The 23,359-nt window shown below is 64.9% G+C and carries 17 protein-coding genes; 12 read left to right on the top strand and 5 right to left on the bottom strand.

The window, feature by feature from the left end; translation table 11 throughout:
• Window positions 1-35: 35 nt before the first annotated feature.
• The 8 genes from amaB to ABQU90_RS05505 all read left to right on the top strand — a co-directional run bounded on the left by amaB (window position 36) and on the right by ABQU90_RS05505 (window position 8,310).
• Entirely contained in the window at window positions 36-1,568 is a 1,533-nt protein-coding gene (gene amaB, locus ABQU90_RS05540; RefSeq protein ID WP_323523419.1) for an L-piperidine-6-carboxylate dehydrogenase, read from the top strand.
• A 330-nt stretch (window positions 1,569-1,898) separates the two neighbouring features.
• Window positions 1,899-2,183, top strand: a complete 285-nt coding sequence (locus ABQU90_RS05535; protein WP_055854845.1) for a DUF4190 domain-containing protein — start codon at window positions 1,899-1,901, stop codon at window positions 2,181-2,183.
• Window positions 2,184-2,185: 2 nt separating this feature from the next.
• Complete coding sequence (locus ABQU90_RS05530) at window positions 2,186-2,953, top strand: class I SAM-dependent methyltransferase (RefSeq protein WP_055854842.1); 768 nt, start codon at window positions 2,186-2,188, stop codon at window positions 2,951-2,953.
• 4 nt (window positions 2,954-2,957) lie between these two features.
• Complete coding sequence (locus ABQU90_RS05525; protein ID WP_115553608.1) at window positions 2,958-4,013, top strand: quinone-dependent dihydroorotate dehydrogenase; 1,056 nt, start codon at window positions 2,958-2,960, stop codon at window positions 4,011-4,013.
• The gene (gene murB / locus ABQU90_RS05520; RefSeq protein ID WP_323523418.1) at window positions 4,010-5,062 is read left to right on the top strand and encodes a UDP-N-acetylmuramate dehydrogenase; all 1,053 of its coding nucleotides are present in this window, start codon (window positions 4,010-4,012) and stop codon (window positions 5,060-5,062) included. Before ABQU90_RS05525 ends, murB begins: the two co-directional genes overlap by 4 nt.
• Complete coding sequence (locus ABQU90_RS05515) at window positions 5,056-5,967, top strand: DMT family transporter (protein ID WP_055854833.1); 912 nt, start codon at window positions 5,056-5,058, stop codon at window positions 5,965-5,967. The genes murB and ABQU90_RS05515 overlap by 7 nt, the downstream gene beginning before the upstream one ends.
• Window positions 5,968-6,165: 198 nt before the next feature.
• Window positions 6,166-6,843 (top strand): aspartate/glutamate racemase family protein, encoded by a 678-nt coding sequence (locus ABQU90_RS05510; protein WP_323523438.1) that lies wholly within the window; start codon window positions 6,166-6,168, stop codon window positions 6,841-6,843.
• Window positions 6,844-7,005: 162 nt separating this feature from the next.
• On the top strand, window positions 7,006-8,310 hold the full coding sequence (locus ABQU90_RS05505; protein ID WP_407078744.1) for an MFS transporter: 1,305 nt from the start codon (window positions 7,006-7,008) through the stop codon (window positions 8,308-8,310).
• Between the two features lie 133 nt (window positions 8,311-8,443).
• Here ABQU90_RS05505 and ABQU90_RS05500 read toward each other — a convergent pair whose 3' ends face one another.
• Window positions 8,444-9,142: a phosphatase PAP2 family protein gene (locus ABQU90_RS05500; RefSeq protein ID WP_323523417.1), complete on the bottom strand. Its 699-nt coding sequence runs from the start codon at window positions 9,140-9,142 to the stop codon at window positions 8,444-8,446.
• Window positions 9,123-10,388, bottom strand: a complete 1,266-nt coding sequence (ispG, locus tag ABQU90_RS05495) for a flavodoxin-dependent (E)-4-hydroxy-3-methylbut-2-enyl-diphosphate synthase (RefSeq protein WP_055854823.1) — start codon at window positions 10,386-10,388, stop codon at window positions 9,123-9,125. Before ispG ends, ABQU90_RS05500 begins: the two co-directional genes overlap by 20 nt.
• Window positions 10,389-10,508: 120 nt before the next feature.
• Here ispG and ABQU90_RS05490 point away from each other — a divergent pair, with 120 nt between their 5' ends.
• Both ABQU90_RS05490 and ABQU90_RS05485 read left to right on the top strand, forming a co-directional pair.
• Window positions 10,509-11,735: an ATP-binding protein gene (locus tag ABQU90_RS05490; RefSeq protein WP_115511910.1), complete on the top strand. Its 1,227-nt coding sequence runs from the start codon at window positions 10,509-10,511 to the stop codon at window positions 11,733-11,735.
• Window positions 11,732-12,298, top strand: coding sequence for a response regulator transcription factor (locus ABQU90_RS05485; RefSeq protein ID WP_055854817.1), 567 nt, complete (start codon window positions 11,732-11,734; stop codon window positions 12,296-12,298). The genes ABQU90_RS05490 and ABQU90_RS05485 overlap by 4 nt, the downstream gene beginning before the upstream one ends.
• Before the next feature lie 53 nt (window positions 12,299-12,351).
• Here ABQU90_RS05485 and ABQU90_RS05480 read toward each other — a convergent pair whose 3' ends face one another.
• Entirely contained in the window at window positions 12,352-13,344 is a 993-nt protein-coding gene (locus tag ABQU90_RS05480) for a glycoside hydrolase family 5 protein (RefSeq protein ID WP_323523416.1), read from the bottom strand.
• A 426-nt stretch (window positions 13,345-13,770) separates the two neighbouring features.
• On the opposite strand from ABQU90_RS05480, the gene ABQU90_RS05475 reads away from it, so the two are divergent.
• On the top strand, window positions 13,771-15,624 hold the full coding sequence (locus ABQU90_RS05475) for a putative bifunctional diguanylate cyclase/phosphodiesterase (RefSeq protein ID WP_323523415.1): 1,854 nt from the start codon (window positions 13,771-13,773) through the stop codon (window positions 15,622-15,624).
• Between the two features lie 205 nt (window positions 15,625-15,829).
• Here the strand turns inward: ABQU90_RS05475 and ABQU90_RS05470 are convergent, their stop codons facing one another.
• Window positions 15,830-17,392, bottom strand: coding sequence for a sodium/sugar symporter (locus tag ABQU90_RS05470; protein ID WP_055854870.1), 1,563 nt, complete (start codon window positions 17,390-17,392; stop codon window positions 15,830-15,832).
• Window positions 17,393-17,651: 259 nt separating this feature from the next.
• The gene (locus ABQU90_RS05465; protein ID WP_323523414.1) at window positions 17,652-20,264 is read right to left on the bottom strand and encodes a glycoside hydrolase family 3 protein; all 2,613 of its coding nucleotides are present in this window, start codon (window positions 20,262-20,264) and stop codon (window positions 17,652-17,654) included.
• A 435-nt stretch (window positions 20,265-20,699) separates the two neighbouring features.
• Between ABQU90_RS05465 and ABQU90_RS05460 the strand changes: the two genes are divergently transcribed.
• Complete coding sequence (locus ABQU90_RS05460) at window positions 20,700-22,655, top strand: PhoX family protein (RefSeq protein WP_323523413.1); 1,956 nt, start codon at window positions 20,700-20,702, stop codon at window positions 22,653-22,655.
• Window positions 22,656-23,359 lie beyond the last annotated feature (704 nt).

Raw genomic sequence — 23,359 nt, 5'->3', positions numbered from 1 at the left:
CTGCCGCGCGACCGCCACTGTTTCCAGGAGATTCCATGTCCGCTGACCTGCTCAAGGCGCTCGACCTCGCTGCGTCCAATTCCGGCACTTACCTCGGCGAGGCGACCTGGTCGCAGGCCACCGGCGCCGGCGTGCTGCAGCCGCTCAATCCGACCACCAACGTGGTCATCGCCGATGTGCAGGCGACCACGCCGGACGACTACGAGCTGATCGTGGCGCGCGCGCAGGCGGCCTTCAAGGTGTGGCGCACCACCCCGGCGCCGCGTCGCGGTGAGGCAGTGCGGTTGTGTGGCGAGGCGCTGCGCAAGCACAAGGATGCACTCGGTTCGCTGGTGGCCTTGGAAATGGGCAAGAGCAAACCCGAAGGCGATGGCGAAGTGCAGGAGATGATCGACATCGCCGACTTTGCCGTGGGCCAGAGCCGCATGCTCTACGGCTACACCATGCATTCGGAGCGTCCCGGTCACCGCATGTATGAGCAGTACCAGCCGCTGGGGCTGGTGGGCATCATCAGCGCGTTCAACTTCCCGGTGGCGGTGTGGGCGTGGAATGCGTTTTTGGCGGCGATTTGCGGCGATATCTGCATCTGGAAGCCGTCCAACAAGACCCCGCTGACCGCGATCGCCACGATGAAGATCTGCAATGCGGCATTGAAAGACGCCGGCTTTCCGGACATCTTCTTCCTGATCAACGATGCCGGCACTTCCTTGTCGGAAAAGCTGGTCGAAGACACCCGCATCCCGCTGATCAGCTTCACCGGCTCGACCCAGATCGGTCGTGTGGTGGCCGAGAAGGTTGCGCACCGCCTGGGCCGTTGCCTGCTGGAGCTGGGCGGCAACAACGCCATCATCCTGGACGACACCGCCGACCTGAAGCTGGCGATCCCCGGCATCGTATTCGGCGCGGTCGGCACCGCCGGGCAGCGCTGCACCACCACGCGCCGCTTGATCGTGCATGCGTCCATCTACGACAACGTGCTGGCGACGCTGGTCAAGGCGTACAAGCAGCTCGACAGCAAGATCGGCGACCCCACCGACCCGGCAAACCTGATGGGCCCACTCAACAGCCGCGGTGCGGTGGAGCAGTTCCTGGCCTCGATCGCCAAGGCCAAGGCGGCCGGCGGCACGGTGGAAGTGGGCGGCACCGCGATCGATCGCCCGGGCAACTTCGTGCTGCCGGCGATTGTCACCGGGCTGCAGAACAGCGACGCGGTGGTGCAGCACGAGACCTTCGCACCCATCCTGTACGTGATGAAGTACAGCACGCTGGATGAGGCGATCGACCTGCAGAACGGCGTGCCGCAGGGCCTGTCGTCGTCGATCTTTACCCAGGACCTGAAAGCGGCCGAGAAGTTCCTGTCTGCTGCGGGCAGCGATTGCGGCATTGCCAACGTCAACATCGGTACCTCCGGTGCGGAGATCGGCGGCGCGTTCGGTGGCGAGAAGGAAACCGGCGGCGGTCGCGAGTCCGGCTCGGATGCGTGGAAGGTCTACATGCGTCGCCAGACCAACACCATCAATTACTCCGACTCGCTGCCGCTGGCACAGGGCATCAAGTTCGATCTGTAATCGATGGCATCGCAGCGCGCCCGGCCATGGCCGGCGCGCTGTAGGTGTCGCATGGCCACCCTGCTACGGGCGGCCTGCAATCGCGATAGAGACAACGGCACGCGCCACCCCGCAGCGGTTCGCCAAGGGCCGATGACGTCTCGGCCGGGACCGGAGACCGTCGGTAACGCCTCCCTGCCCCACGCAATCAGACAGTTCAGGCCCCTCTCCCCGGCCACTGAGGGCCCGGCGATCGCGTTTCCGCCGCAGACGGCACGCCATTCGGGCGGCCGCTCTGGGATAATCGGGCCACGCCAGCCCTCTGCTGCCGCCAATCTCTAGGAGTTCATGATGAACGTTGTCGTTCGACAGACCAGTGCCATGGCGATCGTCAGCCTGGTCGCAGGCATTCTCGGCTGGACGCTGATCCCATTCCTCGGCAGCGTGTGCGCCATCATCACCGGCCACCTGGCGCGCGCAGAAATCCGCCGCAACCCGCAGGGGCTGGAAGGCGACGGCTTGGCGATCGGCGGGCTGATCCTCGGCTGGTTGGCAGCCGCCATGTGGCTGATCGGCATTGCGATCTTCGTGCTGTTCTTTGGCGGCATGGCCTGGCTTGCGGCCGCAAACAGTTGAGCATGGCCGCGCCCTCCTCGGCCCAGCGTTTCAACGACCGCGTGGCGGCCTATGTGCGCTACCGGCCCAGTTATCCGCCGCAGCTGCTGCGCTGGTTGCATGACGAACTTGGCATCACCCCAGCGACCGCGGTGGCCGATATCGGCGCCGGCACCGGCATTTCCAGCCGGCTGTTTCTGGAAGCCGGCTATGCGGTCACGGCAGTGGAGCCGAATCCAGCCATGCGTGAGGCCGCGCAGCAATGGCTGGCGGGTTTCCCCAAGTTTCAGGCCATCGATGGCACGGCCGAAGCCACCGGGCTGGCCGATGCCAGCATGGGTCTGGTGTCTGCCGCGCAGGCCTTTCATTGGTTCGACACCCAGGCCATCCGTGCCGAATGGGCGCGCGTGCTGCGGCCCGACGGGCTGGCGGTGATCTACTGGAACTCGCGCGAGCTGGATACCACCGCCTTCTTGCGCGGCTATGAGCAACTATTGCTGGACTACGGCACCGACTACTCGGCAGTGGCAGAGCGCTACCAGGACGATGCGACCATGCAGGCCTGGTTCGGTGATGGGTTCCGTGCGATGGCGCGCTTTCCCAATGTGCAGCGACTGGATTTCGACGCACTGCGCGGCCGCCTGTTGTCGTCTTCGTACGCGCCGCTCGCACACGACCCACGCCATGCGCCGATGCTCGCCGCGCTGCGTACGCTGTTCGACGCGCACGCACAAGACGGGCAGATCGACTTCCAATACCAGACCCGCGTGTTCGCAGGAAAATTGAACTGACCCCATGTATTCGCTTGCCCGCCCCCTGCTGTTCACCCTCGATGCCGAGCGCGCGCATGCGCTGGCGCTGCGCTCCATCGACATCGCCTACCGCACCGGCACCACGTCGCTGCTGGCCAAGCAACCGGTCCCGCTGCCGACGCCGGCATTCGGCCTGATGTTCCCCAACCCGGTCGGCCTTGGCGCCGGCCTGGACAAGAACGGCGAACACATCGATGCACTGCTGGCGCTGGGCTTCGGCTTTATCGAGATCGGCACGGTGACCCCGCGGCCACAGGAAGGCAATCCCAAGCCGCGCATGTTCCGGTTGCCGGAGTACCAGGCGGTGATCAACCGCATGGGCTTCAACAATCTGGGCGTGGATGCGCTGGTGGCCAATGTGCAGCGTGCGCGCCGACGCGGCGGGCTGCTCGGCATCAACATCGGCAAGAACAAGGACACGCCTAACGAGGACGCGACCAGCGACTACCGCTATTGCATGGAGCGCGTGTATCCGCTGGCCGACTACATCACCGTCAACATTTCCTCGCCCAATACCGCCGGCTTGCGCGAGCTGCAGGAAGAACAGGCGCTGCGTCGACTGATTTCCGATCTGCGCGAAACCCAGGAAGCCTTGGCTGCGCAACATGGCAAGCGCGTGCCGATGCTGGTGAAGGTGGCGCCGGATCTCAACGACCGCGACATCGATGCCGCCGCACGCGTGTTGGCCGACTTGGCCGTAGATGGCGTGATCGCTACCAACACCACGGTGACGCGCACCTTGATCGCCAATCATCCGCTGGCTGGCGAGGCCGGCGGCTTGTCCGGCGCGCCGTTGCTGGGGCAATCCACCCTGGTGCTACGACGCCTGCGCGCACGCCTGCCCGAGTCGATTCCTTTGATCGGTGTGGGTGGCATCAATTCTGGCGCCGATGCGTTGGCCAAGATGGCGGCCGGTGCGAGCCTGGTGCAGTGCTATAGCGGCCTGGTGTATCGCGGTCCGCCACTGATCGGCGAGTGCGTCGACGCCATCCGTCGTCGTCGCGAAGCGCCCAGCGGTGGCGCGGTCTCGCCGCTATGAGCGATGCAGTGCAGACCGGCTGGAGCTTGAGCGCGCATGCGCCGCTGCGTGCGCTCAACACATTTCATGTAGACGCGACGGCTCGCTGGTTGCTCAGCATCCACACGCCCGAGGCATTGCCGCAGGCGCTGGCCGCGCCGGAGATCGCCGAGCTTCCATTGCTGGTGCTTGGCAGCGGCAGCAATGTGCTGTTGGCCGGCGACCCGCAAGGTTACGTGCTGTGTTTCGAAAACCGCGAGATCGCCATCATCGCGCACCATGCCGACCACGCCATCGTGCGCGCCGGGGCCGGTGTGAACTGGCATGCGTTGGTGCTGTATTCGTTGCAGCAAGGCTTGTCGGGTCTGGAAAATCTGGCATTGATCCCCGGCACTGTCGGCGCCAGCCCGATCCAGAACATCGGTGCCTACGGCGCGCAGGTGGGCGACTTCATCCACGTGGTGGAGGCGTTCGATCGGCTTAGCCAGCAGTTTGTGCGGATGACCCCACCTGAGTGTGCATTCGCCTACCGCGACAGCGTGTTCAAGCAGCAGCCAGAGCGTTATCTGATTGTGGCGGTGGAATTCAATCTGCCGTTGCTGCATGAGCTACGCCTGGATTACGCCGGCATTCGCGAAGAATTGGCCAGCATGGGCGCCGAACTGGCAGGCGCCGCCGACGTGGCGCAGGCGGTCATCAACATCCGTCGACGCAAGCTGCCGGACCCCGATGTGCTGGGCAATGCCGGCAGTTTCTTCAAGAACCCATTGCTGCCCAGCGAACAGATCGCCGCGTTGCAGGCCACCTTCGCCGACATGCCGGTGTATCCCGGCGAGCAGCCAGGCCAGGGCAAGTTATCGGCCGCGTGGTTGATCGAGCAATGCGGCTGGAAGGGCCAGCGCGAAGGCGATGCCGGCGTGTCCCCCGACCACGCGTTGGTGCTGGTCAACTACGGCACTGCCAGCGGCGCGCAGTTGCTCGACTTTGCGCGGCGCATCGCCGAATCGGTGCGCGAGCGTTACTCGGTGATCCTGGAACCGGAGCCGCGCATCATCGGAGCGCATTGGTGACTGCTGCATCGGCGCCCGTGCGCGCCGCCGTCTGGATGCTGATCAGCACACTCGCGTTCGGCCTGATGGCCATCACCATCCGGCTGGCATCGAAGAATATCGCCACTACCGAGATTGCATTCTTCCGCAATGCATTCGGGTTGCTGGCATTGCTGCCGTTGCTCATCGGCCCCGGCAAGACGCTGCCGCGTACACGCCAGCTGCCGCAGTATCTGGCACGCACGTTGATTGGCCTGGCCTCGATGCTGTGCGGGTTCTGGGCCATCGGACATCTACCGCTATCGCAGGCGATTTCGCTGTCCTATTCCACGCCCTTGTTCGTCACCGTGCTGGCGGTGGTGTGGCTGCACGAGCAGGTGCGCATGCGGCGCTGGCTGGCGGTGGCGGCCGGATTCATCGGTGTGCTGGTGATTTTGCGCCCGGGCTCATCCACCTTCAGTCCGGGGCTATTGATTGCATTGCTGGCGGCAGTGATCAGCGCCATCGTCGCGATCCAGATCAAGCAACTGTCGCGTAGCGACGACTCGGATACGGTGGTGTTCTACACCTATGTGTTCTGGGTGCCGATGTCGCTGATTCCGGCGCTATTTCAGTGGACCTTGCCGCACGGCATCGACTGGTTGTGGCTGGTGGCGACCGGCATCTTCGGCACTGTCGGGCAGTTGTTCTGGACGCGTGCGCTGAAGATGGGCGAAGTGTCCGCGCTGCAGCCGATCAGCTTCATGCAGCTACCGCTGGTGGCCTTGCTGGGCTGGTGGTTGTTTGGCGAGGCCATCGAGCGTCACACCTTGATTGGCGCGGCCATCATCATCGGTGCCAACGTCTACATCGCCCATCGCGAAGCGGTGCTGGCACGTCGTGCTGCCACGCATGCCCCGGTGGAGGGCGCAAAGCCGGGCGAGTGACGCGACAGCGATGGGCAGTACGCGCGCAGTGCGCTTGGTCTCACGCGTCATCATGTGCACCACACCCAAGGCAGTGACGTCGCGGCACACGAGCAGGTCCCGGCGGCCATCTGGCATTGCTGTCACGCGACTGAGGTCGTATGCGACCATGCAGGCGAACACGGTTGCGCCAGGACACTGCACGTGAAAACCATCGGGATGATCGGCGGCATGAGCTGGGAGTCCACCCTGCCCTACTACCGACATATCAATCAGGCCATTCGCCGCGAACGTGGCGGGCTGCATTCGGCCCGATTGTTGCTGTACAGCGTCGACTTCCACGACATCGAACGCCTGCAGCACGCCGGCGACTGGGAAGGCGCAGGACGCGAGATGGCGGCTGCCGCGCGTTCACTGCATGCTGGCGGCGCAGACTTCATCGTGCTGTGCACCAACACCATGCACTGCGTTGCCGATGCGATCACCACCGCAACGCCACTGCCGTTGTTGCACATCGCCGATGCCACCGCCGATGCCTTGCTCGCGGCAGGCATCACCCAGGTCGGCCTGCTCGGCACGCGCTTCACCATGGAACAACCGTTCTATCGTCAGCGTCTGGAAGCACGTGGGCTGACAGTGTCGACACCGCCTGCCGATGCACGTGCGGAACTGCATCGGGTGATTTACGAGGAGCTGTGCCAGGGCGTGATTAATGCCGGGTCGCGCACGTATTTTCGTCAGGTCATGGCCGACCTCGACCGGCAAGGCGCGCAAGCGATCGTGCTTGGCTGCACCGAGATTTCATTGCTGGTGGATGCCGACGATGCAGCGCGGCCGCTGTTCGATACCACCGTGCTGCATGCCGAAGCAGCGGCGTTGGCAAGTCTGCGCGCTTGATGCGTTACCACGGGCGCAGGCACCACGCGTTTACCGAAACTCGCATACGTGCCATCCACTACAAGCATGCAAGCTGGACTCTCTTGCCGCGCTAGCATTGCTACCTGCACTTGTACTGCTGCCCACACGCATGCGCCATCACCCGCTACAGGATGTCACGCCTTGAAGACCCAGCCATCCACAGGCATTGCACCGAAGCCGCACCTGAAACGCGGCGACTACAAAACGCTGGCCTTGTCTGCGCTGGGCGGCGCGCTGGAACTGTACGACTTCATCATCTTCATCTTTTTTGCCGCGGTGCTGGGCGAACTGTTCTTCCCTCCCGGCATCCCGGAGTGGATGCGCCAGTTGCAGACCTTCGGCATCTTTGCCGCCGGTTACCTGGTGCGTCCGCTCGGCGGCATGGTGATGGCCCATTTCGGCGACTTGCTCGGTCGCAAACGCATGTTCGGCCTGAGCCTGCTGCTGATGGCGCTGCCAACGCTGTGCATCGGCCTGTTGCCGACCTACGCGCAGATCGGCATCGCTGCGCCGCTGCTGCTGTTGGGCGCGCGCCTTTTGCAGGGCGCCGCGATCGGCGGTGAAGTGCCCAGCGCCTGGGTGTTCGTCGCCGAGCATGTCCCCGCGCACCGCACCGGACTCGCCTGCGGCACCCTGACCGCCGGCCTGGCCGGTGGCGTGTTGCTCGGCTCGCTGGGCGCCGGCGCCCTCAACCGCCACTTCAGCCCTGCCGAGATCGCCGACTATGCCTGGCGGCTGCCGTTCCTGGCGGGCGGCGTATTCGGGCTGGTATCGGTCTACTTGCGGCGCTGGCTGCACGAGACGCCGGTGTTCGCAGAACTGGTGGCCATGCGCGCGCTGGCACGCGAAACCCCGCTCAAGCTGGTGCTGCGCGATCATCGGCCTGGTGTGCTGCTGTCGTTGGCATTGACCTGGATGGTGGCAGGCGGCGTACTGGTGGTGTCGTTGATGACACCCGGCCTGTTGCAGAGCAGTTACCACTACCCGGCGGCAGTGGCGCTGCAGGCCAATAGTCTGGCGATCGTGCTGCAGGCTGCGGGGTCTGTGGTGGCCGGTGCGTTGGCCGACCGTTACGGCAATGGGCGCGTCCTGCTCATCGGCAGCGTCCTGCTGGGCGTTTCGGCATGGTTGTTCTACCGCCTGGCCGGCGATCCACAGCTGGTGTTTCCGTTGTATGCGCTGCTGGGCGCCGCACTGGGCGTGCTTGGGGTGATCCCGCGCATCATGGTCGGGGTGTTCCCGCCGGAAGTGCGCCTGTCCGGCGTGTCGTTCGCCTACAACCTGGGCTATGCCGTGTTTGGTGGGCTGACACCGCTGCTGGTGGTGATGCTGGCCAAGCAACATCCCATGGGACCGGGCTATTACATGGTGTTACTGGCAGTGATCGGTACGACGGTTGGATTGCTGCTATCGCGACGGGAACGTGCCGGCCATCCGTCTGCGTAGAACGGCATCTGACAGAACGAGCAATCGTTGACCGGGGCGGCCAGCGCGGAGCAACCGAATACAACGTGCACATGCCGCACCGAACATCAGCCGCGCATGCCTGCCCATTGCGCAGTCGCCTGGTTACCCTGGCTTAGCCCGACACGACCGGACGACGCCAATGCGGCCGCCGTGCGCCGCGGAACATCACCAGATACAGCCCCACCACCCATACCAGTGCGGCCGACCAGCCGCCGAGGATGTCGGAGGGGTAATGCACGCCTAGATAGATGCGCGAAATGCCCACCAACGCGGCGAACAGACTGGCGGCGATGGTCACCGGCCAACGCCAGCGCGTGCGCCATGCCAGCGCGATGACCACTGCGGCGAGCGTCATCGAGCCCATTGCGTGGCCACTGGGAAAGCTGAACGTGCTTTCCGGCGCGATCGACTCCCACAAACTGGGCCGATCGCGTTGGAAGAACTGCTTGGCGCCCATGTTCAACAACGCCGAACCAGCAAATCCCAGCGCCGCAAAGGTGCCCTCGCGCCAGCGCCGTAGCGCCAACAACACAAGCACGATCGCGATATCGATCGGGATCACGCCGTACTGGTAGCCCACCTTGGAAATCACGCCGAAAAACGCATCCAGCCCGGGCGTTGCGATGCTACGCATGCTCCACAGCAAGGGTTCGTCGAAATAGAAGTTTTCCAGCTCATGCACTTCATCGGCCAGGTCCACGAACAGACCCAGCGGCAGCAGGACCCCGGCAAACAACAGCGCCATGCGCCATGCATTGTTGCGCAGCCAGACGCTGAAACCGGCCGGCGATTCAGCCGGCGCGGCGGACATACGTGCGTTCGACGTACTGATCGATCAGATCGATGAATTCATACGCGATATTTTCACCACGCAAGGTGACGCTTTTTTCGCCATCGATAAACACCGGCGCCGACGGCGCTTCGCCCGTGCCCGGCAACGAGATGCCGATATTGGCGTGGCGCGATTCGCCCGGGCCGTTGACCACGCAGCCCATCACCGCCAGGGTCATGTTCTCGGCGCCGGGGTTGGAAATCTTCCACTCCGGCATCTTGGCGCGTACATGGTTCTGCACCACGCCGGCCAGCTCCTGGAAGAACTCGGAGGTGGTACGGCCGCAACCCGGGCACGCAGTGACCATCGGAGTGAAGGCGCGTTGGCCGGTGGTCTGCAGCAGCTCCTGTGCGACCACCACTTCCTGGGTGCGCGACTGGCCCGGCTCCGGCGTCAGCGAAATGCGGATGGTGTCGCCGATGCCTTCCTGCAGCAGCACGCTCAACGCCGCGGCCGAGGCCACGATGCCCTTGCTGCCGATGCCTGCCTCGGTCAGGCCCAGGTGCAGCGCAAAATCGCAGCGCGTCGCCATGTCCCGATACACCGCGATCAGTTCCTGCACGCCAGACACCTTGGCCGACAAGATAATGCGCTCGCGCGACAAGCCCAGCTCCACCGCACGCTCGGCCGAATCCACCGCAGACCGGATCAGCGCCTCACGCAATACGCGGCTGGCGTCCCACGGCGTGTCGCGCTTGGAATTTTCGTCCATCAGCTGCGCGGCCAGCGACTGGTCCAGCGAGCCCCAGTTGGCGCCGATGCGCACTGGCTTGTCGTATTTGATTGCGAATTCGATCAGCTGCGCGAATTGCAGATCCTTCTTCTTGCCGAACCCGACGTTGCCCGGATTGATGCGGTACTTGGCCAACGCTTCGGCACAGGCCGGCTCGGCAGCGAGCAGCTGGTGGCCGTTGTAATGGAAGTCGCCGATCAGCGGCACTTCGATCCCCATCATGCGCAGCTTGTCGACGATGCGCGGGATGGCGGCGGCGGACTCGGCGTTGTTGACGGTCAGACGCACCATCTCCGAGCCGGCGCGCCACAGTTCGGACACCTGTTTGACGCTACCGGCGATGTCGGCGGTATCGGTGTTGGTCATCGACTGGACGACCACCGGGTGGCCGCCGCCCACGATCACGCTGCCGATCTTGACGGCCTGGGTGATGCGGCGCGGCCAGGCGGTGGCGTCGGCGGGAGGGGTTGGGCGGGTCACGGCGTCATACATGGCGCTATTTTAGCCTGTCCGCCGTCCGCTCACAGCTGAAGCGTCGTGCGGGCCGCCATCCCGGCCGATGCGACGGTTTGTCGCAGGCCATCACGTCCCTGAGCGCATAGCATTGCCGAGATGAACAGCTCCGACGCTTCCTTCCTGCGGACCCTGTGCAGCCTGCGCTGGCTCGCCACCGCCGGCCAGGCCGCCACCATCCTGGTCGCCTCCGGCCTGATGGGCTTGCACCTGCCGCAACAACCGCTGTGGGCCGGCGTCGCCGCGCTGGCGGTGTTCAACCTGTATGCGCAGCTGCGCGTGGCGCATCGCGGCGCGGTGAGCCCGGCCACCGAGTTCGGCCACATCCTGGTCGATGTGACGGTGCTGACCTGGATGGTGGGCTGGAGCGGCGGCATCGCCAACCCGTTCGGCTCGCTGTTCCTGGTGCTGATCGCGCTGGCCGCGCTGGCCTTGCCGCTGAGCTGGGCGATGGCCGTGGCGGCGTCGTGCGTGGCCGGCTATGTGATCAGCGCCGCGTTCGGCCTGCCGTTGCCTTACGGCAGCTTCGACCCGCTCAGCCTGCACATGTGGGGCATGGCGGCCAACTTCCTGCTGTCCACGGTGGTGGTGCTGGCCTTCGCCACCCGGCTGGCGTTGTCGATGCGCGAGCGCGAGCGCGAAATCTCCACCCTGCGCGAGCGCTTCGCCCGTAATGAGGGCATCGTCGCGCTGGCCACGCATGCGGCGTCGGTGGCGCACGAACTCAACACGCCGCTGGCCACGATGACCCTGCTGGTCGACGACATTGCCGACCAATGCGATCAGAACGAACTGCGCGAAGATCTGGACACCTTGCGCGAGCTGTTGGTGCAATGCCACGAGCGCGTATTGGCGCTGGCCGCGCCGGCCGACAACGGCCATTTGAGCCGCGAAGTGGCAGTGAAGGATGTGCTGGAGCAGTGGCGGCTGGTGCGCCCTACCATCGAACTGCGTCGCAACGACGACGCACCGATGCGGCTGATGCTGCAGCCCGGCGTCAGCCATCTGCTGATGGTGCTGCTCAACAACGCTGCCGATGCCGGCGAACGCGCCGGGCGCCCGCAGATCGATCTAACCTTGCGGGTGGAACATGACCATCTCAGTGGCGAAGTCCGCGATTACGGGCCCGGCTTCGACACCGCGCAAGCCATGTTGCCGGGTACCTTGTTCAATAGTGGCAAGCACGATGGCATGGGTGTCGGTCTGGCGCTGTCGCACGCCACCGTCGAGCGTCTGCAGGGCGAGTTGTGGATGCTGCCCGCCGAAGGCAGCGGCGCCCGCGTCGGTTTCCGCCTGCCGCTTTCCGAACACGAGGCTTTGGCATGACAAGCACTCCGATCCGCACCGGTCTGTTGATCGACGACGACACCTTGTACCTGCGCACCTTGCAACGCAGCCTGGCGCGACGCGGCGTGGAAACCCTGACCGCCACCGATGCGGCAAGCGCGCTATCGATCGCGCGTAGCGCCTTGCCCGATTTCGCGCTGGTCGATCTCAAGCTCGGCCACGATTCCGGCCTGAGCCTGATCCAGCCGCTGCGCGAGATCCGCGCCGACATGCGCATCCTGCTGGTGACCGGCTACGCCAGCATTGCCACCGCAGTGGAAGCGATCAAACTCGGTGCCGACGACTACCTGCCCAAGCCGGCCAATATCCCCACCATCATGCGAGCGCTGGGCGAAGAAGACGACGACCTGCCCGAGCCGAACGAAGAAGAAACCGCGCAGGAAATGATGACCCCGCTCAGCCGCCTGCAGTGGGAACACATCCAGCAGGCGCTGCACGAAACCGGCGGCAACGTCTCCGCTGCCGCACGCTTGCTGGGCATGCATCGGCGCTCGCTGCAGCGCAAGCTGACCAAGCGGCCCAGCCCGGGACCATTACGCTGACCGGGCGCTGATGGCGCCCGGTCAAAGCGCACCCAGTCGCCGCGACCGGTGAGTCAGCGCTGCCTCGCGCCGAACACGCTGGCCCTGCGCGACGTTGCACGGATGCCGTCGGGGCCTTGAATGAGCGTGCGACCCCAGCTGCTAAGCCGCGTCGGGTCCCAGCCCAGCACGATATCCAGCGATTGCGTGCTGCTGTCGTTGCCCGACCACGACCAACCCATGTAGCCGACGTTGTACTCGCGCGCACGGCGCATGATCGCGGCTTCATCGACTTGCGCGCCGCGATGGTCGGCGCCGAATTCACCGACCACCAAGGCCAGTCCATTGCTGCGAAACGCACGCAGATAGCTGTCCACGGTCGCATCGTTAGCGAACACTTCGTACATGTGCACGCTGAAGACCAGATTGCGGCGGCTGTCGAGCGCCAGCAACGCCGCAGCGTTGTCGCGCATGTAGAACTGCCAGTCCTGGCCCCAGTTGGGGGCATCCACCATCAACGCGTGGGTGAGGCCGGCATTGCGCAGCGTGGCGATCGCACGCGCATGGCCGGTGACCCATTCGCTGGCACTGAGGCGGTTGCCGAACGGTTCGTTGCCGATATTGAGGATGACGTAGTTCTCCTGCCCCACCAGCGCGCCACGCACGCTGGTCCAGTAGTTGGCGGCATCGGCCAGGGTGCCTGCCGCGCCGTCTTCGCCGTAGCCGGTGGTGTCGTGCACTTCCAGGACGGCAATCAGGCCCAGTGCCTTGCAGCGCGCGATGATGCGCGCCACCTCCGCCTCCGGCGTGCGGTTCCAGCGGTGGCCGCTGCTGAGCACCACGCGCACGCTGTTGGCACCGGTGGCGGCAATCTGCGCCAGCGCAGCATCGGTGCGATCGGCAAACCAGGCATGCGGCAGGTTGATGCCACGCAGGACCAGCGTGTTGCCGTTGGTCTCTCGCAACTGTGTACCGGACACGGACAGGCCGGCGTGCGCGGCCGAGGCTAGCGCAAGACCGGCGACCAGCAGCACTAGGCGCTGCGCCAGACGATTGAAGATCTTCATGATCGGCTCCAGGAGTGGGTAGCGCGGGCACGCCGACACGCACTCGCATGCCCGGCCCACGTGCGCCCAACCGTGCCGGTGGCCAGCGGGCGCGATCTGCGGCTGGTTCACAGATCCGAAAAAATTGCGGGATGCAGACCGAGCGCGCAGACCAGGCACCAGCCCGCTGGTAACGTTAACTTCCGTGTGTTCAAGCACGTTGCGGTGTCGGCATGACGACGCGCCCAGCCTGACAGCGCAACGCACAGGTGACACGCGGCAGTGCGCACTCGCGTGCTGCAGCGCGAAAACCGGATCTGCCGCGTGAGCAGCAACAACACCGCGCGCGCTCCATCCGCCGCGCTGCAACATGCCGTTGCGCTGCTGGCAGCTGAATAAGCCAGCACGGTCACGTCAAGTGGATACGGCCGAGGCCGATAGAGCCACATGCAATCCGTGCCCACCTCCGATACTGAAGCGACCTCCATGTCCGACGAAGCCACCCGTCTGGCCGTTCTACGCGGCCTGTGCCTGCTGGATTCGCCGCCGGACCCGATGTTCGAAACCATTGCCGCGATGGCGGCGCGCAGCCTGGGCGCGGAGATCGCGCTGGTGTCGCTGGTGGACGAACATCGCCAGTGGTTCAAGGCGCGTGTCGGTCTGGACGCACCGGAAACTCCGCGCGACCAGGCGTTTTGCGCGCATGCGATCCGCTCGGACGAGGTGATGGTGGTACCGGATGCGCAGCTGGATCCGCGTTTCTGCGACAACCCGCTGGTGCTGGGCCCGCCCTTCATCCGCTTCTACGCAGGCGCGCCGTTGCGGCTGCGCGATGGTCACCGCATCGGCACCCTGTGCGTGATCGGCACCAGCCCGCGCGAAGGTCTGGATGCGGACGCCTTGACGCATCTGCAGGACTTGCGCGATCTGGCCGTGCTGCGGGTGGAAAATCTACGCAGCACCACCTATCGCGACGGGCCGACCGGGCTGCCGAATCGTTCGCGCTTTGGCGAAGATCTGGATGCCTGGCTGTTGCAGCGCGATACCGCATCGACCACGACTGCGGTGGCGGTGGACATCTGCGGCAGCGACTATTTCCGCGACATGGTCAAGGCGCTGGGCTGGGACTACGCCGACGGGTATGTCGCGCTGGCGCAGCGCCGCCTGGCCGCGTATCTGCCTGCCACCACGGTGCTGTACCGGCTGGACCCGACCACCTTCGGCTTCCTCACCCAGGCCGAAACCCAACGCCTGTCCAGCCTGTGCAACAAGGTGTCCAAGGCGTTTGCCGAGCCGCTGGATCACCAGGGAATCCCGCATACCGCGGTAGCCTCGATCGGCGCGGTGTCGTTGCAGACCAGCTACGGCGCGGCCGACACCATCCGCTCGCTGACCACCGCGGTGGACGTGTCGCGCGAACGCTGCTTGGCGTGGAGCATGTACGAGCGCAAGCACGATGTGGCACAGCGCAACACCTTTCGCCTGCTTGCCGCCCTGCCCGCCGCGCTGGACAGCGCCAGCCAGCTGCGCCTGCATTACCAGCCGCGCGTGGACTTGAACGATCACCGCTGCGTGGCGGTGGAAGCGCTGCTGCGCTGGCAGCACCCGATGATCGGCCCGGTGATGCCATCGGACTTCATACCGATGGCCGAAAAGACCGCGCTGATCAACCGCATCACCGCCTGGGTCATCGATAACGGCATCGCCCAGGCCGCGCGCTGGCAGCAGCAGGGCCTGGACTTCAACCTGGCCTTGAATGTGTCGGCGGCCGATCTGGACCGTCCTGGCTTTGCCGGCATGCTGCGACGCGGGCTGGAACGTCACAAGCTCGACCCGCGCCGGCTGGAAATCGAATTCACCGAAAGCGCGATGATCCGCCACCCCGACCATCTGGCCGAACAGCTGGCCGATGTGGCCGCGTTGGGCGTGCACATCGCCATTGACGATTTCGGCACCGGCTACAGCAATTTCAGCTATCTCAAGCAGCTGCCGGCCAGCTCGCTGAAGATCGATCAATCCTTCATCCGCTCGCTGCCGGACAACCGCACCGACCGCACCTTGGTGCCGGCGATGATCCAGCTCGGCCACAGCCTGGGCCAGCGCGTGGTGGCCGAAGGCATCGAGTCGGCCGAGGCGTATGCGCAGTTGCGCGCCTGGGGCTGCGACGAAGGCCAGGGTTACTGGATCGCCAAGCCGATGCCGGCCGCCGCCCTGGAAACCTGGCTGCAGACGCCGTGGCACGCGCAATTCAACGCGCCGGCAACGTTACTTGCAGCAAGCCTGGCCGCGGCGCGGGTGTAAGCAAGCGCAGCTGATGCCTGCACCATCGCGCGCTGCCGCTACGCAGCCGCTCGCCCTGCAAGCAACGTGACTGTCATTGGTTGCTACCCCGGCGACGAACGCTATAACGCAACGCGGCGCGACACCGAAGTGTCGCGCCGCGTTGTTTTTCAGTCCTGGAGCAGCCGACAGACGATGCGTCGGCAACTCCATACAACTCTCTGACTTACCAGAACACCGTGTACAGCACGATCAGGATCGCGATCACGCCGGCTGCGCCGATCTTGAAGCCCAGCGTGGTGCCGTAGGCCACATCGTCGGTACGGATCAGGTCGCGCGCCTGCGTGGGCGCGGTCATCAGCGACACCACCACCGCCAGCACCAGTGCGGCCAGGAACACCACGCCAATACGGTCCATGAACGGCAGTTCCGGCCAGGCGAATTTCAGCGCGAACGACAGCACCACCGAGCCGATCGCTGCGGTCAACGCGCCGGCTTCGTTGGCGCGCTTCCAGAACAGGCCGAGCATGAAGATCACCACCACGCCCGGCGTAAAGAAGCCGGTGAATTCCTGGATGAACTGAAAGCCCTGATCGAAGTTGCCCAGCAATGGACGCGCGGTGAGGATGCCGATCAGCACCGACACTGCGGCCACGATCCGGCCCACGCGTACCAGCTGCTTCTGCTCGGTCTGCGGGCGGAACTTGGCGTAGAAATCCAGGGTGAAGATGGTCGCCACCGAATTGATCTTCGATGCCAGCGACGCCACGATCGCTGCAACCAACGCCGCAAACACCAGACCCAGGATGCCGGTCGGCAGCAACTGCATCATGGTCGGATAGGCCTGATCGGGCTTGGCCAGATCCGGCGCCAGCACCACCGCGGCAATGCCCGGCACCACGATCACCAACGGCATCAACAGCTTCAAAAACGCCGCAAACACCATGCCCTTCTGCGCTTCGCCGATGTTCTTGGCGGCCAGCGCGCGCTGGATGATGTACTGGTTGAAGCCCCAGTAGCTGATGTTCATCACCCACAGCCCGCCGAGCAGCACGCTCAGGCCCGGCAGATCCTTGTAGAACGGGTTGTCCTTGGTCAGGATCATGTGGAAGTGCTCGGGGTGCGCGGCCCACAACTGCTTGAAGCCAGCCAGCACGCCGGCGCCATCGCCGATCCGCGCCAGCGTCAGCCCGGCCACCAGCAGCCCGCCCAGCACCAGCAGGGTGACCTGCACGATATCGGTCAGGGCAACCGCCTTCAGCCCGCCATACAGCTGATAGACCAGCGCAAACACGCCGATCAGCGTCAGCGCCAGGGTCTGGTCCATGCCGGTGACCTGGCTGACGGCGATCGAGCCCAGCCACAGGATCGAGGTCAGGTTGACGAACACGTACAGCAGCAGCCAGAACACCGCCATCAGCGTGCGTATCCACTTGCCGTAACGCTGCTCCAGGAACTGCGGCATGGTGTAGATGCCGTTGCGCAGGAAGATCGGCAGGAAGAACTTGCCGACGATCAGCAGCGTCAACGCCGCCATCCATTCGTAGGACGCAATCGCCAAGCCGATCGCATAGCCGGAGCCGGCCATGCCGATGATCTGTTCGGCAGAAATATTCGCAGCAATCAGCGAGGCGCCGATCGCCCACCACGGCAACGACTTGCTGGCCAGGAAGTAATCCTCGGCGCTCTTGCTGTGGCCTGCCTTCTCGCGCGACACCCACTGCGCGAGCACGAAGATGCCGGTCAGGTAGACCAGCACAATCACGATATCCAACGTCGCCAAACCCACTGCACTCTCCTGTCTGGCTCTGGGGTATGCGCCGACGATCAGGCAGGGCTGCAGAATGCCGCCGCCGCGCACCAGGTGCGCAATGGCAGCGCGGCGAACCGCGTCTGCAGGCCATCCCGGCCGATCGACAACACCGCCCCCGCGGCGGCTGATGGCACCACCGCGATCGGTGGCCGCTTTGAGACGTCGCCGGAAGCGGCGACGCACCTGTTTCGCTTGACCTGCACCGTGCCCGGAAGCGTGCCTCCGGGCATGGGGATTACTTGACCGCGCAGTCCACCGCGACGTCGGCTTCGTTGAGCGCGCCCAGCGCGATCTTCGACACCGCCAGATCCAGTGCCGCACCGCTTTCGATGCTGGCGACCTGGGTCAGTTTGGTGACGTCGGCACCTGCCTTGGCAAAGCACTTGAGCGGGATTCCGACCACCTTCCACTGGCCTTGCGGCAGTGCGGCCAGGGTCTTCTGCGCATCGACGCGACCGCCGCACTTGTCGCCACAGCCCACGCCCAGCCACACCGGCGCGGTCACTGCGCTGTCTCGGCGCATGGTCAGCTGCAGCTGCACATCGCCGTTGCTCTCACGCGAGACATCCACCGGCTTGCCGGACACCAGCAGCACGCTGGCGGTCTTGGCACCGGACCACACCAGACGCCGCGCATCTTCCTGCGCCTTGTGGTCGACCGCGCTCATCTTCAGGCTGCCATCGGACAGGCCCACCGGCAGCGTGGTCGCCGGCATGTTGGCCTGGCCCGCGTTGGACAGCTGCATCGCAATGCCGAGCGCCGGCTTGCCGCGCACGAAGTACACCCCGCCCACCGACTGCTCGCCGGACACGCCGGAGTCTTCCGGCAGTGCGGCCAGGTCGCCCTTGTCGGCATAGGTCAGGCCGAAACCGAACTTGAACTGCGGGTCGTAATCCTTCTGGCCCACGTTGTTGGCGAACTGCACTGCGGTCTTGGGCCAGGAGAAGCTCAGCTTGCCCTTGAAGTCGTTCTGCACGCTGCCATCGGCCTTGCGCAGCACCACGTCAGCCAGGCCTTCGCCTTCCGAACCCGGTAGCCACGCAGCGACGAACGCATCGGCCACGTTGATGTACTGGTTCATCCACAGCGGACGGCCGCTCAGGAACACCGCCACCACCGGAATGCCGTCGGCCTTGAACTTCTTCAGCAAGGCCAGCTCGCTGTCGTCGCCCGGCTTGTACAGCAACGTGGCGATGTCGCCCTGGAATTCGGCGTACGGATTCTCGCCGAACACCACCACCGCCACATCCGGCTTGGTCTTGTAGGCGCCATCCACGGCCAGCTCGGCGGTGCCGCCGGCGGCCTTGATCTGCTTGTCCAGACCTTCCCAGATGGTGTTGCCGTTGGGGTAGTCGCTGCGCTTGGTGCCGGTGCCCTGCCAGTTCAGCGTCCAACCACCGGACTGCTTGCCCATGTCGTTGGCGCCATCGCCGACCACCAGCACACGCTTTTTCGGATCCAGCGGCAGGATGCCGGCCTGGTTCTTCAGCAGCACCAGCGACTCGCGCACCGCCTGACGGGCGATGGCGCGATGTTCCGGCGCGCCCAGCAATTCGTACTTGCCGCCGAGCGGGCGCTTGGACGGCTTGCCGGCTTCGAACAGGCCCAGGCGCAGCTTGACGCGCAGGATGCGGCGCACCGCATCGTCCAGGCGCTCGGCCGAAATCTGGCCGGACTTCACTGCCGCCAGTTCGGTTTCGTAGATGCCCTTCCAGCTGTCGGCAGCCATCGCCATGTCGACACCGGCAATGAACGAGGCCGGGCAGTTGTCGTTGGTGCAGCCCTTGACCTGGCCCTGGCCGTTCCAGTCGCCAACCACGAAGCCACCGAAGTTCATGCGGCCCTTCAGCACGTCGGTCAGCATGACCTTGTTGCCGTGCATCTTTTCGCCGTTGAAGCTGTTGAACGAGGCCATCACCGTCTGCGCGCCGGCCGCAATCGCCGGCGGGTAACCGGCGGCGTGGATGTCGCGCATGGTGGCTTCGGACACCTTGGTGTCGCCCTGATCCTTGCCATCGGTGGTGCCGCCGTCGCCGACGAAGTGCTTCACCGACGAAATCACGTGGCTGCCGTCCAGAAACTGCGGAGTGCCCGGAATGCCCTGCACGCCTTCGGCCATCTTGCCGGCGAAGCTGGCCACCACATCCGGCGACTCGGAATAGCCTTCGTAACTGCGGCCCCAGCGGTCGTCCTGCGGTACTGCGACGGTGGGCGCGAAGGTCCACTCCATGCCGGTGACGCGGGTTTCGGCAGCGGTGACTTCGCCAATCTTCTTGATCAGCTCCGGGTTGCGCGTGGCCCCTAAGCCGATGTTGTGCGGGAACAGCGTGGCGCCGACGATGTTGCTCTGGCCGTGCACCGCATCGATCCCGAAGATGATCGGAATCGCGTTGCCGCCCTTGGAGGTGTCCATCGACGCCTCATAAAAGGCGTCGGCCAGCTTTAGCCACTCGGCCGGGCTGGCGTTGTACTTGCCGCCGGGATCGGAGTTGCCGCCGGCCAGCACCGAGCCGAGGCGGTACTTGCGCACATCGTCCGGGGTCAGGCTGGCGATGTCGCCCTGAATGGTCTGGGCGACCTTCTCTTCCACGCTCATCTTGGCCATCACGTCGGTGACGCGCTGCTCCAGCGCCGCATCCTGCGCGAACGGCCACTTCGGCGACGGCCACTGGTCCGGATGGATGGTGGTAGACGCTTCGGCAGGCGCTGCGGCCGGCGCGGTCTTGCTGGCCTCGGCGGTGGAATCCTTGCCTTGGCAGGCGGCCAGCATCAGCACCGCCGCAGCGGTAGCCAGAGAGAGGGCGCGGCGCGCGACGGGCGCGGCGGTACGGCGAAGCAGCATGTCCAAGATCCGGGTCTCCAGGGTGGTTCTCCCACGGCGATGCGTTACGCCGCAGGCCATTAGGCGGCGTACGCTTGCGTGATTCCCCTACCCTGTCAACAACGCTCTCCCGTATGCCGAATGACGGCCAACTTATTGGCCGGGGCTATAGCCTTGGAATACCGACAGCACCTGTCAAACCACGGAAAATCGCCAAATCCGGCGCGCCGCTTGGCCTTGGCCCATCTCGCACTTTGCTGCATCGCACCACCAGACTCAGCCCGCACTGCGCAGGCGCCACGCCTCTCAGCGGAATGGTCGCGCCCGCTTTGCGCGCGGCATCCGAACCGACGCCAACGGGTGAGCTCGCCGTCAAACAACTGTCATATCCCGGGCCTAGCGTGACCCGCTTGCCGATGCGCCACCGGCCATCGTTGATCGTTGTCTTTGCCTGGAGTTCCGATGTCTGCCTCCCCCGACCCCTCCCGTCGCCGCCTCATGCAACTGCTGGCGGCCGTTCCCCTGTTGCCGCTCGGCAGCGCCAGCGCCGCCGCGCTCCAGCAACTTGGCGGAGCCGCCATGGCCGCGCGTGGTTTGCGGCCATCGGAAAACCCCACCCGTCTGGTCTCGGCCACCTTCGATGGCATGCCTGCGCCCAGCCTGGCCAACCCGGCCGCGATGGCCACCACCACGGTGGGCTCGGCACTGACCGTGGCCCGCAGCGACGGCAGCACCCAGCGCTATGCATTGGCCTACCACCCGTTCTTCATCACCGGCGATCAAGTGCCCGACGGCAAGGGCGGCACCGTGCTGGCCGGCGGCTATTACGACATCCAGCATCGCCCCATCATCGACCGCTCCAAGCCCGGCGCCGAGCGCCCGTTTTTTTCCGACTGCCCGGACGGCTCGTCGCTGCTGACCCTGCCCAATGCCAAGGTGACCGGAGTCAAGGGCAATCACGTGTTTGCGGTGGTGCAGTTCGAATACACCACCCGCGACCAGGCCGGCAACGACACCAATCGCCATCTGCCTGCGCCGATCGCGGTGCTGACGCTGGACCAGGACCCAGCCACCGGCAAGCTGTCGCTGGTGAAGTACCACAACGTCGACACTGCGCCGGTGCACGGGCTATGGACTACCTGCGGCGCCAGCCTGTCGCCGTGGAATACCCACCTGTCCAGCGAAGAGTACGAACCCGACGCCACCGCGCTGGCCGGCAATACCCAGTTCCGCAGCTACAGCACGCATCTCTACGGCGACCCGACCAAGGCCAACCCGTATCACTACGGCCACCTGCCGGAGATCACCGTGCACCCGGATGGCACCGGGAGCGTGCGCAAGCACTACTGCCTGGGCCGCATCTCGCACGAACTGGTACAGGTGATGCCAGACCAACGCACCGTGCTGATGGGCGACGACGCCACCAACGGCGGGCTTTTCATGTTCATCGCCGACCGCAAGGCCGACCTGTCGGCTGGCACCTTGTATGTCGGCAAGTGGCACCAGACCTCGGGCATCGGCCCGGGTGCGGCCACACTGAGCTGGATCAAGTTGGGTCACGCTACCAGTGCCGAGATCCAGGCGATGGCCGACCGCCTCACCGCCGACGACATTCTCGACGTGCATCTGAGCGACCCAGGCGATGCCAGCTTCACCAAGATCCCGTTCAACGGCACCTTCAACTGGATCCGCATCAAGCCCGGCATGGAAAAGGCCGCCACGTATCTGGAAACCCACCGCTACGCGGCATTGGCCGGCGGCAGCCTGGGCTTTACCAAGCTCGAAGGCACCACCGTCAATGCAAAGGACAAGGTCGCCTACATGGCGATGTCCTACATCGTCACCAGCATGCTCAACGGCTCGGGCGACGTGAAAGTGCAAGGCCCGGAATCCGGCGCGGTGTACGCATTGAATCTACGCGGCGGGCAGCGCGACAGCCACGGTGCGACGATCCACAGCGACTGGGTGCCAATCGATATGGCCGCCCCGGCCGCGCTCACCGGCCATGACCTGGCCAGCGCCGATGCACTGGGCAATCTCGCCGACCCGGAACGCCTGGCCAACCCGGACAATCTCAAGTTTTCCGAAGCGCTGCGCACCTTGTTCATCGGCGAAGACAGCAGCCTGCACGTCAATAACTTCCTGTGGGCCTACAACGTGGACAGCGGCGCACTGACACGCGTGCTGTCGGTGCCGGCAGGCGCCGAATCCACCGGCCTGCATGCGGTCGACCAGATCCACGGCTGGACCTACGTGATGAGCAACTTCCAGCACCCCGGCGATTGGGAAACCCCGCTGCACGACACCGTCAAGGCCACCCTGGACCCGCTGGTGCGCGCCAATTACAAGAACCGCTTTGGCGCTGCAGTGGGGTATCTCACCGGCGACCCGGTGGCAGTGCAATTGAGCAAGGCGTAAGCGCAGGTTGTCGTCGCTCGCAGTGCTGGCAAAGCGCTGCGAGCGGCACCGTCTTTCTGTCGTTTCAACTGGGCGATGGACGACGGACGCTTGCGCGAGGGCGCGCTGGTGTACGGCTATCGCTGGTGTACGGCTATCTCATGCGGACAACTCAGTGCGTTGAATCCGATCCATCTGCATTTTTGTAATTCGGCAACCTGCATTTCTGCAATTCGGCAACGCGTTTGTTCTGCAACACCGATGCCTGCCGAGGCTCGGAGATCGGCGCCCGCCTGTGCAATCGCGGCCTGCCTGCGGCACAGATGTTGAGCGACTGACACAACGTAGCGAGCACTCGCCTAGTAATGAATGCAGTGGTGTTGCACGCTGCAGATCATTCGCTCTGTTTTTTGATCCATCCGACTGTCTCATTCCATCCAGACACAAGATGAAAAAGCAGCCACGGATCTAAGTGGTAGAGGCGTCTAGATACAGTCAAAAGCTGAGTGAGTCGAGGGCACGGTGCCCTCACCGCTCGCGAGACACGCCGTGAATCCGTCCGTGGAGGCTCGGTGGCGGCATCCATGCCGCCACACGGTCCCGCAAGCGGTGAGGACACCGCACCAGAAAATTAGTCGGTTGCTTCTTTAAAAGCTTATTGGTGGCTCGGCTTGCGTTGGAAAGCTAACCGAAACCACGGTGATCCAAACAACATACATCGCGCA

The organism is Xanthomonas sp. WHRI 10207 (assembly GCF_040202975.1).
GTDB lineage: Bacteria > Pseudomonadota > Gammaproteobacteria > Xanthomonadales > Xanthomonadaceae > Xanthomonas.
This window is presented reverse-complemented; position numbering and strand designations above follow the sequence as displayed.